The following is a 13,057-nucleotide window of genomic DNA, read 5'->3' as shown; positions in this document are numbered from 1 at the left end:
GGGGAGCGATATGCACGATTTCGATAAAGCAGACGCCACAGCCATTTCGCAATGGGTTCGTTCGCAGGTCGTGAGCGCAGAGGCAGTGACTGAGCACTTTCTTGACTGTGTCGAAGCGCAAGAGCAGAGCATAAAAGCCTTTGTTGCGTTCGACCCTGACGAGGTGCGCAAGCAAGCGCGCCAACGGGTAAACAGCAGCGCGAAAGGCCTGCTCGCAGGTGTCCCCGTGGGGGTCAAAGACATCTACGACACCGTCGATCATCCCACGCGTTTTTACTCCCCCATCTATGCGCATAACCATCCTTCGCGTGACGCTCATGTCGTCGCGCTGCTGCGCCAGGCCGGCGCGGTGATCATGGGCAAGACCCACACCACTGAATTCGCCTACATGCACACCGGCCCAACCCGCAATCCACACGATCTTGATCGCACTCCCGGAAGCTCCAGTGCCGGTTCGGCAGCGGGCATGGCGGCGGGGTTTTTTCCACTTGCGTTGGGCACCCAGACCGCCGGGTCATTGATCAAGCCGGCGTCCTATTGCGGCCTGTATGCGTTCAAACCTTCTTACGGGCTGGTGCCTCTGGAAGGGGTCAAGCCGTTGGCGCCGAGCTTCGACACGGCGGGTTGGTATGGCCGCTCGGTGCGTGATCTGCGACTGATGGCTCAAGTCTTGATCCCCGGTTTACCGGCGCCTGCTGCTGAGCGGCATTTATGCTCATTCGGTTTCTGCCGTACGGCGCGTTGGGATCAGGTCGACGAGGACGTCGCCAGGTCGTTGCAAGCTGCCGTTGAAGAGCTGCGTCTGGCGGGGCATCAAGTGAGCGAGGTGGCGTTGCCCGAGGAGTTTGCGACGGTATTCGATGACCATCTGCTAATCAACGATTGCGAGGGCGCCCGATCATTGGCCAAGGAGTTGCAAGCGCATCCTGACCTGCTCAGTGAAGAATTATTGGCCATGATCGAGCGCGCTCGTCTGACGACGTGGGCGCAAGAATCAGCGGCAAAGCAGCGTTTGGCGAAGTTGGCGATGGTTTTGGAAGCCATCTTCAAACCGTTTGACGCCATGCTGGGTGCGAGCTGTGGCATCGTCGCTCCGTTGGGCCTTGGCGCGACCGGACCTTCCGATTTCAGCAAGTTCTGGATGGCGTTTGGCTTGCCTCAGATCAACCTTCCTCTCGTGCGCAATGCCGCGGCGTTACCCGTTGGGCTGCAAATGATCGGAGGTTTTAGAGAAGACAGCATGCTTTTGCACGCTGCGGAGCAGGTTGATGCCGTGTTGAGAGCTGCCGGCTGATACCTGAACCGGGCACCGTCACAGCGCGAGTGCGCCGCGACGGTGCCCGCTTCAAGGGTCAGTGTGCAGAATCGGCAGTGCCGACGCTTTGCGGAGTGGTCACCCCGCGAACGACGCGGCCAATGGTCAGGCCTTGTATCAGGATCGATGACAGCACGACGATGTAGGTGATGCTCAGCAGCAAGTCACGCTCGATACCCAGCGGCAGCGACAGTGCCAGGGCAACCGACACGCCGCCGCGCAAACCGCCCCACGTCAACACACGAATGGTGCCGCGCGGCACCGTGCGCCAACGGCGCAGCAAGAGGATTGCGGGCGCCACGGTGAGCAGGCGCGACAGCAGAATCGCCACCGCCAGCAAACCCGCCGCCGCCAAGTGCAGCCAGTTGAACGGCAGCAGCAACAGCTCCATGCCGATCAAGGCGAAGAGCAGCGCGTTGAGCATGTCATCGAGCAACTCCCAGAAGCCGTCGAGGTATTTGCGAGTCATGTCGTTCATCGCCAGATTGCGCCCGAGGTTGCCGATGATCAGACCGGCGACCACCATCGCAATCGGTGCCGAGACGTGCAACTCCGAGGCCATTGCCGAGCCGCCGATTACCAGCGCCAGGGTCAGCATCACTTCGATCTGGTGCTGCTCGATGCTTTTGATCATCAGGTAGACCAGATAACCGATCAGCCCGCCGAACAGCACGCCGCCAATCGCTTCGTGAGCAAACAGCATGGCGGTGGCACCGATGGTCGGGGTCTCCCCGAGTTGGGCAATGCCCAGCAACACGGTAAACACCACAACCGCAGTGCCGTCGTTGAACAGCGATTCGCCGACGATGGTGGTTTTCAATGGTTTCGAGGCGTTGGCGGTTCGTAGCACGCCGAGCACCGCGATCGGGTCGGTCGGGGAAATCAGCGCACCGAACAGCAGGCAGTAGAGGAAGCTCACGTGCCAGCCAAACAGGGCAAAAATGTAATAGGCGAGACTGCCGATTACCGCGGTAGCGATCAGTACACCGAACGTTGCCAAGAGGCCGATCGGCCAACGATAGCTGCGCAGGTCGTTCAGATTTACGTGCAAGGCGCCGGCGAACAGCAGGAACGAGAGCATCCAGTTCATCAGCAGATCGCCGAAGTCGATCTGGCCGATCAGTTGCTGCACACGCTCTTCCAGGCCGGGGTAGCCGAGCAGGCTCAGGCCTTGCAGCAGCAAGGAGAACATCAGCGCGGTGACCATTACACCAATGGTTGGCGGCAGGCCGATGAAGCGGAAGTTTACGAAGGTGAGGAGGGTGGTGAGGCAGATGAAAGCGGCGACGAGTTCAAGCATCCGGGGTCCTTTGGATGAGGGGTGGAAAGACAGCGCTCCGAATCTTCGGTGCAGAGGTTGGATGGGCTGATTCGGGGTGAGGACACAATCCGTCCTCTCCGTTGGTCAGCCGCACGCATTGGTGTAGGGTCAACAAAAAAATCAAGGAGTGAAACGTGCTCGCGACAGTTTTGGTATTGATGGCGGCCCTGTTGCATGCGACGTGGAATACGTTGATCAAGTTCAGCGCCGAGCGGCTGCTGGTGGTGGCGTGCATGGACACGGTGGCGCTGCTGTTCGTCGCTATCGCGCTGCCATTCGTGAATCTGCCGCCCATGGAAATCTGGCCGTGGATTCTCGCGTCGGCAGCATTTGAGCTGCTCTATCGTTATCTGCTGATTCAGGCGTATCGGGTCGGCGATCTCGGGTTGGTCTATCCGCTGATGCGCGGTCTGTCACCGCTGGTGGTGCTGGCGTTGACCCTGATCTTCGCCGGCGAAGTGCTCACCACCCAGCAAATCTTCGGCATCATGCTGATCCCGTTCGGCATGATCTGCCTGCTTTGGCAGGGCGGTGGTGGCAAGCATTTGCCGTGGTCGATGCTGCCGGTGGTGGCGCTGATCGGCTTGTGCATCGGTTGCTACACCTACATCGATGGCCAGGCGCTGCGGCGCTGGTCGCATCCGCTGGATTATCTGGTCTGGGTGACGCTGCTCAGCGCCTGGCCGTTTCCGCTGCTGGCGTGGGTCGCCAAGCGGCCGGCGTTCATGCTGTTCTGGCGTGAGCAATGGAAGCTGGGTTTGGCGGTGGGCTTCTGCGTGTTGGCCAGCTACGCTCTGGTGCTGTGGGCGATGCAGTTGGGCTCGATTGCAGAAGCTGCGGCGTTGCGCGAAATCAGTGTGATCCTGGTGGTGCTGTTCGGCATGCGCTATCTCAAAGAACCTTTCGGCCGACCGCGGCTCTTAGCCTGTGGGCTGGTGCTGATCGGCATGCTGGTAATGAAGTTCTGAGCGCTCGCGAATTCTATAACTCGAAAAAAGGATGGCGTTATGACGGTGGCTCTGTGGTGTGTGTTGATCGCAATCTTTTTACCGTATGTCTGTACAGGCGTGGCCAAGGTCGTGGGTGGTTATCGGCTGAGTGACAACCATGATCCGCGCGACTTCATGGAAAGCCTCAACGGTCTGGCCCGACGGGCGCATGCGGCGCAGATGAACAGTTTTGAAGTGATGCCGGCGTTTGCCGCAGCGGTGATCGTTGCGCATCTGGTGGGGACGGCGCAGTTGGTGACGGTGAATGTGCTGGCGGTGCTGTTTATCACCAGTCGCCTGCTGTACATCATTTGCTATCTGGCGGACTGGGCGATCTTGCGATCGCTGGTGTGGTTTGTGGGGATGGGGTTGATCATCAGTTTCTTTGTGGTGTCGGCCTGATTATCGAGTGTCGCTGAGGGCCTCATCGCGAGCAGGCTCAATCCCGCATTTTGGAATGCGTTCCCCTGTAGGAGTGAGCCTGCTCGCGATAGCTACTTGACTGCCTCAGCAAAGCTAAAGGATTACTGCTTTACCGTGTCGGCCACCTGCGGCACTTGCGGCAGTGCTGCGCCTTTGGGCCAAAGCATCCAGATCTGCCCCTGCTGTTTCATATCCCCCGCCAGTTGTCCGGCGGCATCTCCGGTGCCCCAGAACAGATCCGCGCGAACCTCGCCGGCAATCGCGCCACCGGTGTCCTGCGCCGCAACCGGGCGCACCAGTGCCGTGCCGTCCGGGCGCGTGGTCGACAGCCACAACAGGCTGCCCAGCGGAATCACCTTGCGATCCACCGCTGCGCTATAGCCGGCCGTCAATGGCACATTCAGCGAGCCGCGCGGGCCTTCGTTGCTGTCCGGGTTACGGGTGAAGAACACGTAGCTCGGGTTGCTGCCGAGTAACTCCGGGATACGCGACGGATTGGCTTTGGCCCAATTGCTGATCGCGCCCATGGTCACGTCTTCTTTCTTCAGCTCACCTTGCTCGACCAGCCAGCGGCCAATCGGCCGGTAGGGGTGGCCGTTCTGATCGGCGTAAGCAATGCGCAGCTGTTTGCCGTCCTGAGTCTGAATACGCCCGGAACCCTGGATCTGCAGGAACTGCAAATTCATCGGATCGGTGAGGTAAGCCACCACCGGGGCTTTTACGCCTTTCGATTCGATGGTCGCTGCGTCGTCATAAGGTTTGAGCACTCGGCCTTCGAGGCGACCGCGCAGGCGCTTGCCTTTCAATTCCGGGTAAATGCTGTCCAGCGAGACAATGATCATGTCCTCGGGTACGCCGTACACCGGCACATTGGCGGTGTCGGTGGGCGTCAGGCTGCCGGGATAAACCGGCTCGTAGTAACCCGTGATCAGGCCGTTGGGATTGTCGTTTTCAGCACGCAGACCGTAGACGTCGAGGTTCTGCTTGAGGAACGCGCGAATCTCGCCGGCACTTTGCGGCACATTGGCTGCTGCGGCGCAGGTGGTGCCCCAGACTGCATCAGCCTTGAGCCGCGTGCAGGCGCTGCGCCACGAGCCGAAACCGGCAACCAGATCGCTATCGGACACCGCGGGCAATGCTTCCCACGTGGCGTTGGCATAAGTGGCCAGTGCGTGAGTTTTCGGCTTGGCGCTGTCGCCACCGGTGCAGCCAGCGAGGATTGCCAGCAGCGGAAGGGTTGCGATCAGCGGATGACGCCAGGCCTTGAAACGGCTGTTCATGGAGTGATTCCTGTGCCGGTCGCCCGAGTGCTCCATGCGCTCGGGCAACCCGTATTTTTAATAGGGCTATTGGTGTTTGGCGGTGACGCGAGGATACTGGCCGCCGATTCCGTGACCTGAAGCCACCATGACTCTTAAAAGAATTGCTGTTGTATTGCTGGCCTGTCTGACCTTGTCCGCCTGTGGCGGTGTCGATCCTAATTCGCCGCTGGGGCAACGCAAGGCGATCTTCAAGCAGATGCTCAAGACTGGCGAAGACCTCGGTGGCATGTTGCGTGGGCGCATTCCGTTCGACGGGCCGAAGTTCGCCGAAGGCGCGGTCAAACTCGATGCGTTGTCTCATGAGCCGTGGAAGCATTTCCCGCAGGTTCGCGAAGAAGATCACACCAGTGCCAAGGATGATGTCTGGCAACAGCAGGCCCGTTTTCAGGAAATGGCCCGCACCCTCGAAGCCGCCACCGGTGAATTGGTGATTGCCAGTCAGGTCCAGCCGTACAAGGCCAGCAACCTCGGGCCAGCGGTGCAGAAAGTTGAAGATGCCTGCAGCGCTTGCCATAAACAGTTTCGGGATCATTGATCGTCAAGACTGCTGAGTAATCTTGTGGCGAGGGGATTTATCCCCGTTGGGCTGCGAAGCAGCCCCAAAACCATACAGCCGAGTTTTTCAGTCAGACCCGGCCAGCCGGATTTGCGCCGGCTTCGCCGCCCAACGGGGATAAATCCCCTCGCCACAAGGCCATCAATTACTTGTCGATTTCGTCCAGCGCGTCCTGCAGCTCTTTGCGCGACTCGGCGAGTTTGTCTTTGCGTTTGTTGATCTTCTCCGGGTCGCCCTTCTTCATCGCCTTGTCGAGATCGGCCTGGCGCTGGCTGACTTCGTGTTTGGCCTCAAGCACTTTGTTTTCGCGTTCTTTCTTCAGGCCGGCGTCGGTGCAGTATTCGCTCACTTCGCTCAGGGCTTTTTCCAGGCCGGCTTGCTGATCGGCATTGCCGCGCGACTTGGCCTGTTCAATCTGGTTGATGATGCCCTGCTTCTTGGCCGCGCAGCCAGTCAGCCCCGGGGCGTCTTCGTCGGCCATCACAGGGGCGGCCATCATGCCGCAGAGGGTCAGCATGGCGAGCGGTGCGAGAAATTTCATAAAAGCTCCATGTGCAAAGGCATTCGGGTCGGTTGGGCACTGCGCTGTTGGAGCGCTTCGGCGGCCGTTGGGTTCCCGGCGGGCCGGGATTGCTTGTTCAGAAACCGTCGATTCCGGCGGCCTGTAGGATTTCGCTCAAGGCTAGCACCTGCGGGTCGCGAAAGAATGCGCTCAATTGCGCCGCGCGACCGGGGCCGATACCGGCTTCTGCCTGCCATTGTTCAGTGTCACGTTGTGCCAGTGCCTGCCATGAGTCAGCCAGTTGTGCCTGACCCGTCGGCGGCAAACCCAGCGCTTTGAGCCATTGTGCGAACGGCTGTTGCCGGGCGTTATGGAAGCTATGCATCAGGCGCGTGCTGCTGCGTTCGCCAAAGCCGGCAATCTTAGCAAGCTCTGGCGCGTCGAGGGTCAACCAATCCAGCAGGTTGTTCAGGTGGCCTGTTTCCAAAAGTTTCTCCCAGGTGCCTCGACCGACATGCTGCATGGCCAGCCCTTGCTTGCTACTGAGCCAGGTCAAGCGGGCGAGAAACTGGCTTTCGCAGCCAGGCGTGGGTTGCCAGCAACTCAGCGCGTGAAAGTCGTCTGCGCGGGGGATGTTGAGGTCTGTGCGTTCGGTGGCGCGCAGCACCACACTGTCGAGCCGTGGAATGGTCAGACCGGCGAGGCTGATTGCCACTTGATCACCGGGGCGAATATCCAGGTCTTGCCAGCGCTTGAAGGAGCCGGCGCTGACCCGTTTGATCTCACGGTCATCGAGCATGACGGATTTGAGTTCGAGTACTGGCGTGATGCGCCCGGTTCGACCGACTTTGAAGTTGACCCTGCGTACTTCAGCCAGCGCCTGGGCAAACGGATACTTCCAGGCAATCGCCCAATACGGCGCGCGAGCCTGCCAGCGCTCGGCAGGTGGACGCTGACTCTGACGCAACACCACGCCGTCTGTGGCGAAGTGCAGGGGGGAGCGATACCAGTGATCACGCCATTTCTGTGCGGCAGCGAAGTCGGTGACGGGATGGCTGTAAGGTTCAATTGTGGCGAAACCCAGTTTTGTCAGCGCGGTGATTCGCTCAGGCAATTGCGCTGGGCCTTGGGGCCAGTCCCAAACGAACAGTCCAATCCCGGAGGCTTGCTCTGCATCCAACGATTTTCTCCCCATCAGACCGGCGACGGTGGCGCGAGCGTTAACGCTGCCGGATCGGGCTTGCACGTGCTCGCTCAGGTGCCAATAGAGTTCGCCCTGCACCAGCAGATCCAGCGGTTGTGTCAGGCGTTGAGGGATGGCGTCGATCTTGCGCGCCGAAGTCGTCCAGTCCTGACCACTCACCCCATCCCCGCGGCTGATTGCCTGCTGCAAAACGCCCTCGCGATAAATCAGCGTCACCGCGACGCCATCAATTTTGGGTTGTATCCAGACATCCTTGCGCTCGCGTAGCCAGGTTTCTAAGGCCTCGGCTTTGTGAATTTTATCCAGACCGGTGTGGGCGATGGGGTGCGCGATTGAGCCTGAAGCTGTACGCAAAGGATCGGTTGGCGAGGACAGTTTGAAACACGCTCGCCATTCGTTCAGTTGCACAAGGGATTGGTCGTAGAGTTCATCGGCAATCAGCGAGCGGCCTTCGCGGTGGTAGGCGTCGTCCCATTGGTTGATCTGGTTTTGCAGGGCGGTGATTTCGCGCTGGGCTTGGGCGGGCGTCCAGTCCGGGCATTGAGACGCGTAGCCAGTCAGGCATAGGAGGTGCAGCAAAACAAACAAAAACCAATGCATCGTGAGCGTCCTTGCTCATGGGGGTTTTTGAAGGTTAGTCAGGATTTTGAGCGAGGTCGGGCGAGTGTTTTTCGGGGTGTTTCAACGGCGGAAGATCAAAAGATCGCCGCTTGCGGCAGCTCCTGCATTGATCAGGGTAGGAGCTGCCGCAGGCGGCGATCTGTTGATCTTCAAAGCAAAAAAAAGCCCCGCACGGCGCGAACCGTACGGGGCTTTTGGGTACCGCCGGGGAAATATTACAGACCAGCAGCAGAACGCAGAGCGTCGGCGCGGTCGGTTTTTTCCCAGGTGAAGGTGGTGAAGGTGTCTTCGCCAACGGTTTTGGTTTCTGGAGTGCGACCGAAGTGGCCGTACGCTGCAGTTTCCTGGTACATCGGGTGCAGCAGGTCGAGCATGGTGGTGATTGCGTATGGACGCAGGTCGAACACTTCACGGACCAGTTTGACGATCTTGTCATCGCTGATCTTGCCGGTGCCGAAGGTGTTCAGCGAGATCGACGTAGGCTGGGCCACACCGATCGCGTAGGAAACCTGAATCTCGCAACGCTCGGCCAGGCCGGCAGCGACGATGTTCTTGGCAACATAACGGCCAGCGTAGGCAGCCGAACGGTCAACCTTCGATGGATCCTTGCCGGAGAACGCGCCGCCGCCGTGACGGGCCATGCCGCCGTAGCTGTCGACGATGATCTTGCGACCGGTCAGACCGCAGTCACCTACCGGGCCGCCAATGATGAACTGGCCGGTCGGGTTGATGTGGAACTGGGTGTCTTTGCTCAGCAGTTCAGCAGGCAGCACGTGCTTGACGATCAGCTCCATCACGCCTTCGCGCAGGTCTTTGTACGACACTTCAGGGTTGTGCTGGGTCGACAGAACAACCGCGTCGATACCGACAACCTTGCCGCCTTCGTAACGGCAAGTCACTTGCGACTTGGCGTCCGGGCGCAGCCACGGCAGAAGACCCGATTTGCGGGCTTCGGCCTGGCGCTGCACCAACTGGTGCGAGAAGGTGATCGGCGCTGGCATCAAAACGTCGGTTTCATTGCTGGCGTAGCCGAACATCAGGCCCTGGTCGCCGGCGCCCTGATCTTCAGGCTTGGCACGGTCAACACCCTGGTTGATGTCCGGGGACTGCTTGCCGATGATGTTCATCACGCCGCAGGTCGCGCCGTCGAAGCCGACGTCGGAGCTGTTGTAGCCGATGTCGAGAATCACGTTACGCACGATCTCTTCCAGATCGACCCAGGCGCTGGTGGTGACTTCACCGGCAACGATGGCCACGCCAGTCTTGACCAGGGTTTCCACGGCAACACGTGCGTGTTTGTCCTGGGTAATGATGGCGTCCAGCACCGCATCGGAAATCTGGTCGGCGATTTTGTCCGGATGTCCTTCAGACACGGACTCGGAGGTGAAGAGGGAGTATTCGCTCATCTCGATGTTTTCCTGAATTTACCGATGGTGAGTGTCGCCAGCCGGTCGCTGAAAGTGGCGGACCTGGATCTGGAAACCATTACGTAAGCCTACATAGAGGCTTTCCCCGGGAACGAGTCCCGCAGCGGTGGCCCAACGGGCCAAATCGTCCTGTTCAAACCCCAACCACAGATCACCGCAGGCCTCCCTGGCCCAACTCTGGTTGTGGCTACATAACTCTGTCACGAGCAGGCTACCGCCCGGTTGCAGCAAGTCGGCCATGTGCTTGAGCGCTTCGGCCGGCGCGGCGAAATGGTGCAAGACCATATTCAGTACAACGCAATCGGCCTGAAGGCTGGTGCCGTTCAATGCATCGGCCAATTGCAGGCTGACGTTAGCCAGCTGTTCACGTTCACATACCTGACGCGCCAGTTCGAGCATCGCCGGGCTGTTGTCCAGCGCGGTTACGGTGCCAAAACGACGCGCCAGTTCCGGCAGAAAAGCACCATCGCCGGGGCCGACTTCAATGGCCGTGGCAGCACCATTGAAGTTCAGTTTGTCGAGCAGGGCCAGCACGCTTTCACGGTACTGCGGCAGGCCGGCAATCAAGTCTTGCTGGGCGCGAAATTTCTCCGCAACCCGGGCGAAAAAATCCTGGCTGGCGGCGGCTCGTTGCGCGTGAACCTGAGCGATGCGCGCCAGGACATCGGCGGGCAGGGTCAGGTTGTCGACTTCTTCAAGCAGCGCGGCATGCAGCTTGCCGCCGAGCAATTCGGTGTGCGGCAGGGCGCGGCGATAGAAGATCGCATTGCCTTCGCGGCGCGTCGCCACCAGATCGGCCTGCGCCAACACCTTCAGGTGATGACTCATGCCGGACTGGCCGATACCGAAAATCTGCGCCAGTTCCAGTACACCAAACGAATCGTTGGCTAACGCGCGCAATACATTCAGCCGCAGCGGATCGCCGCCGGCCTTGCACAGGGCCGCCAGCTCGTCGCAATCGTCATGGCGAATGGAAGGCACGCGTAAGTTCATGGGGCAGCAGTCTAGAGACGGGGGTAAATCACCGCAAGGCCAATATCAAAAAGTTTTGATATTGCTCGATAAATGGCACTTCTCACCACGCGGTTAACTCTACAAACGAGTAGCGGAAAGGTTTCACCAACAGAAAGCGCCGCTATCCATTGGAAAAACGCCTCTGGATGACTATCTGTCATTGCCCCGAGGCGCTCCGGTGAGGGAAAATGCCCTCCTTTTTTCCGTTTCGACTTACCAGAACCCAGGAGATCAGCGATGCCTAGCCGTCGTGAGCGTGCCAACGCCATTCGTGCCCTCAGCATGGATGCCGTGCAAAAAGCCAACAGCGGCCATCCCGGTGCCCCTATGGGTATGGCAGATATCGCCGAAGTGCTTTGGCGCGACTACCTCAAGCACAACCCGAGCAACCCGTCGTTCGCCGACCGTGACCGCTTCGTGCTGTCCAACGGCCACGGCTCGATGTTGATCTACTCGCTGCTGCACCTGACCGGTTACGACCTGTCGATCGAAGACCTCAAGCAGTTCCGTCAACTGCACAGCCGTACCCCGGGTCACCCGGAATTCGGTTACACCCCGGGTGTTGAGACCACCACTGGCCCACTGGGTCAGGGTCTGGCGAACGCCGTCGGTTTCGCCCTGGCTGAAAAGGTCCTGGGCGCGCAGTTCAACCGTCCTGGCCATGACATCGTTGACCACCACACCTATGTGTTCCTGGGTGATGGCTGCATGATGGAAGGCATTTCCCACGAAGTCGCTTCCCTGGCCGGTACTCTGGGTCTGGGCAAGCTGATCGCTTTCTACGATGACAACGGCATTTCCATCGACGGCGAAGTCGAAGGCTGGTTCACCGATGACACGCCGAAGCGTTTCGAAGCCTACAACTGGCAGGTGATCCGCAACGTTGACGGTCATGACCCGGAAGAGATCAAGACTGCCATCGAAACCGCGCGCAAGAGCCCGCTGCCGACGCTGATCTGCTGCAAAACCACCATCGGTTTCGGTTCGCCGAACAAGCAGGGCAAAGAAGACTGCCACGGCGCCCCACTGGGTGACGCGGAAATCGCTCTGACCCGCAAGGCACTGAACTGGAACTACGGCCCGTTCGAAATCCCGGCCGACATCTATGCCGAGTGGGATGCCAAGGAAAAAGGTCGCGCGGCCGAAGCCGAGTGGGATCAGCGTTTCGCTGCTTACTCCGCTGCGTTCCCGACCGAAGCCAATGAACTGGTGCGTCGCTTGAGCGGTGAGCTGCCAGCCGACTTCTCCGAAAAAGCCTCGGCTTACATCGCTGAAGTCGCGGCCAAAGGCGAAACCATCGCCAGCCGTAAAGCCAGCCAGAACACCCTGAACGCGTTCGGCCCGCTGCTGCCGGAACTGCTTGGCGGCTCCGCTGACCTCGCCGGTTCCAACCTGACCCTGTGGAAAGGTTGCAAAGGCGTCAGCGCTGAAGATGCCAGCGGCAACTACATGTACTACGGCGTGCGTGAATTCGGCATGACCGCGATCATGAACGGCGTGACCCTGCACGGCGGCCTGGTGCCTTACGGCGCGACCTTCCTGATGTTCATGGAATACGCCCGCAACGCAGTGCGCATGTCCGCGCTGATGAAGAAGCAGGTGATCCACGTCTACACCCACGACTCCATCGGTCTGGGCGAAGACGGCCCGACGCACCAGCCGGTCGAGCAACTGACCAGCCTGCGCACCACCCCGAACCTCGACACCTGGCGTCCAGCCGATGCCGTTGAATCGGCAGTGGCCTGGAAAAACGCTCTGGAGCGTAAGGACGGCCCATCGGCGCTGATCTTCTCGCGTCAGAACCTGCAGCACCAGGAACGTGATGCCGGCCAGATAGCCGACATCAGCCGTGGCGGTTACGTGCTGAAGGACTGCGCAGGCGAGCCTGAGCTGATCCTGATCTCGACCGGTTCGGAAGTCGGCCTGGCTGTTCAGGCTCACGACAAACTGACCGAGCAGGGCCGCAAGGTGCGCGTGGTTTCGATGCCTTGCACCAGCGTGTTCGACGCGCAGGACGCTGGCTACAAGCAAGCGGTGCTGCCGTTGCAGGTTGGCGCACGTATCGCGATCGAAGCGGCTCACGCTGACTTCTGGTTCAAGTACGTGGGCCTGGAAGGTCGCGTGATCGGCATGACCACCTACGGCGAGTCGGCTCCGGCTTCGGCACTGTTCGAAGAGTTCGGCTTCACCCTGGAAAACATCCTGGGTCAGGCTGAAGAGCTGCTGGAAGACTAAGTCCGACAGTTGTGTTGTCCGGGCTGACGCCTTCGCGAGCAGGCTCGCTCCCACATTGGAATGCATTTCCCTGTGGGAGCGAGCCTGCTCGCGAAAGCGTTGGTTCGGGCAACATCGCACTGCCTGAT

General features: G+C 59.9%; 11 protein-coding genes. 5 read left to right on the top strand and 6 right to left on the bottom strand.

From position 1 onward, the window contains the following. Nucleotides 1-10 precede the first annotated feature (10 nt). The gene (locus JFT81_RS21685; RefSeq protein ID WP_201228960.1) at nt 11-1,294 is read left to right on the top strand and encodes an amidase; all 1,284 of its coding nucleotides are present in this window, start codon (nt 11-13) and stop codon (nt 1,292-1,294) included. Nucleotides 1,295-1,352: 58 nt separating this feature from the next. Here the strand turns inward: JFT81_RS21685 and JFT81_RS21680 are convergent, their stop codons facing one another. Beyond that, complete coding sequence (locus JFT81_RS21680) at nt 1,353-2,615, bottom strand: sodium:proton antiporter (protein WP_201198492.1); 1,263 nt, start codon at nt 2,613-2,615, stop codon at nt 1,353-1,355. A gap of 155 nt (nt 2,616-2,770) precedes the next feature. On the opposite strand from JFT81_RS21680, the gene JFT81_RS21675 reads away from it, so the two are divergent. Both JFT81_RS21675 and JFT81_RS21670 read left to right on the top strand, forming a co-directional pair. Then, nucleotides 2,771-3,604 (top strand): EamA family transporter, encoded by an 834-nt coding sequence (locus JFT81_RS21675; RefSeq protein ID WP_201228959.1) that lies wholly within the window; start codon nt 2,771-2,773, stop codon nt 3,602-3,604. Between the two features lie 39 nt (nt 3,605-3,643). Further along, a complete protein-coding gene (locus JFT81_RS21670) occupies nt 3,644-4,027 on the top strand; it encodes an MAPEG family protein (RefSeq protein ID WP_201228958.1) in 384 nt (127 codons plus the stop codon). A gap of 122 nt (nt 4,028-4,149) precedes the next feature. On the opposite strand, the gene JFT81_RS21665 is transcribed toward JFT81_RS21670, so the two are convergent. Beyond that, nucleotides 4,150-5,328, bottom strand: a complete 1,179-nt coding sequence (locus tag JFT81_RS21665) for an MltA domain-containing protein (protein WP_201228957.1) — start codon at nt 5,326-5,328, stop codon at nt 4,150-4,152. Between the two features lie 127 nt (nt 5,329-5,455). On the opposite strand from JFT81_RS21665, the gene JFT81_RS21660 reads away from it, so the two are divergent. Beyond that, nucleotides 5,456-5,905 carry a cytochrome c gene (locus JFT81_RS21660; RefSeq protein ID WP_201228956.1) on the top strand — a complete coding sequence of 150 codons (450 nt, stop codon included), beginning with the start codon at nt 5,456-5,458 and terminating at the stop codon, nt 5,903-5,905. A 166-nt stretch (nt 5,906-6,071) separates the two neighbouring features. Here JFT81_RS21660 and JFT81_RS21655 read toward each other — a convergent pair whose 3' ends face one another. The 4 genes from JFT81_RS21655 to JFT81_RS21640 all read right to left on the bottom strand — a co-directional run bounded on the left by JFT81_RS21655 (nt 6,072) and on the right by JFT81_RS21640 (nt 10,673). Then, entirely contained in the window at nt 6,072-6,467 is a 396-nt protein-coding gene (locus JFT81_RS21655) for a DUF1090 domain-containing protein (protein ID WP_201228955.1), read from the bottom strand. 97 nt (nt 6,468-6,564) lie between these two features. Then, on the bottom strand, nt 6,565-8,232 hold the full coding sequence (ligB, locus tag JFT81_RS21650) for an NAD-dependent DNA ligase LigB (RefSeq protein WP_201228954.1): 1,668 nt from the start codon (nt 8,230-8,232) through the stop codon (nt 6,565-6,567). Between the two features lie 236 nt (nt 8,233-8,468). Continuing rightward, nucleotides 8,469-9,659 carry a methionine adenosyltransferase gene (metK, locus tag JFT81_RS21645; protein ID WP_016987231.1) on the bottom strand — a complete coding sequence of 397 codons (1,191 nt, stop codon included), beginning with the start codon at nt 9,657-9,659 and terminating at the stop codon, nt 8,469-8,471. A gap of 18 nt (nt 9,660-9,677) precedes the next feature. Then, complete coding sequence (locus tag JFT81_RS21640) at nt 9,678-10,673, bottom strand: metalloregulator ArsR/SmtB family transcription factor (protein WP_201228953.1); 996 nt, start codon at nt 10,671-10,673, stop codon at nt 9,678-9,680. A gap of 258 nt (nt 10,674-10,931) precedes the next feature. Between JFT81_RS21640 and tkt the strand changes: the two genes are divergently transcribed. After that, nucleotides 10,932-12,929 (top strand): transketolase, encoded by a 1,998-nt coding sequence (tkt, locus tag JFT81_RS21635; RefSeq protein ID WP_201228950.1) that lies wholly within the window; start codon nt 10,932-10,934, stop codon nt 12,927-12,929. Nucleotides 12,930-13,057 lie beyond the last annotated feature (128 nt).

Origin of the sequence: Pseudomonas sp. TH43 (assembly GCF_016650635.1) — a bacterium.
In the GTDB taxonomy this organism is placed as follows: domain Bacteria; phylum Pseudomonadota; class Gammaproteobacteria; order Pseudomonadales; family Pseudomonadaceae; genus Aquipseudomonas.
Note: the sequence above shows the minus strand (reverse complement) of the source record. Positions and strands in the feature narration are given on the sequence as shown.

What these genes read in the sequence shown, in the direction of transcription:
- JFT81_RS21685 (WP_201228960.1), top strand. Translation starts at nt 11, where the DNA reads ATGCACGATTTCGATAAAGCAGACGCCACAGCCATTTCGCAATGGGTT.
- JFT81_RS21680 (WP_201198492.1), bottom strand. Translation starts at nt 2,615, where the DNA reads ATGCTTGAACTCGTCGCCGCTTTCATCTGCCTCACCACCCTCCTCACC.
- JFT81_RS21670 (WP_201228958.1), top strand. Translation starts at nt 3,644, where the DNA reads ATGACGGTGGCTCTGTGGTGTGTGTTGATCGCAATCTTTTTACCGTAT.
- JFT81_RS21665 (WP_201228957.1), bottom strand. Translation starts at nt 5,328, where the DNA reads ATGAACAGCCGTTTCAAGGCCTGGCGTCATCCGCTGATCGCAACCCTT.
- JFT81_RS21660 (WP_201228956.1), top strand. Translation starts at nt 5,456, where the DNA reads ATGACTCTTAAAAGAATTGCTGTTGTATTGCTGGCCTGTCTGACCTTG.
- JFT81_RS21655 (WP_201228955.1), bottom strand. Translation starts at nt 6,467, where the DNA reads ATGAAATTTCTCGCACCGCTCGCCATGCTGACCCTCTGCGGCATGATG.
- ligB (WP_201228954.1), bottom strand. Translation starts at nt 8,232, where the DNA reads ATGCATTGGTTTTTGTTTGTTTTGCTGCACCTCCTATGCCTGACTGGC.
- metK (WP_016987231.1), bottom strand. Translation starts at nt 9,659, where the DNA reads ATGAGCGAATACTCCCTCTTCACCTCCGAGTCCGTGTCTGAAGGACAT.
- JFT81_RS21640 (WP_201228953.1), bottom strand. Translation starts at nt 10,673, where the DNA reads ATGAACTTACGCGTGCCTTCCATTCGCCATGACGATTGCGACGAGCTG.
- tkt (WP_201228950.1), top strand. Translation starts at nt 10,932, where the DNA reads ATGCCTAGCCGTCGTGAGCGTGCCAACGCCATTCGTGCCCTCAGCATG.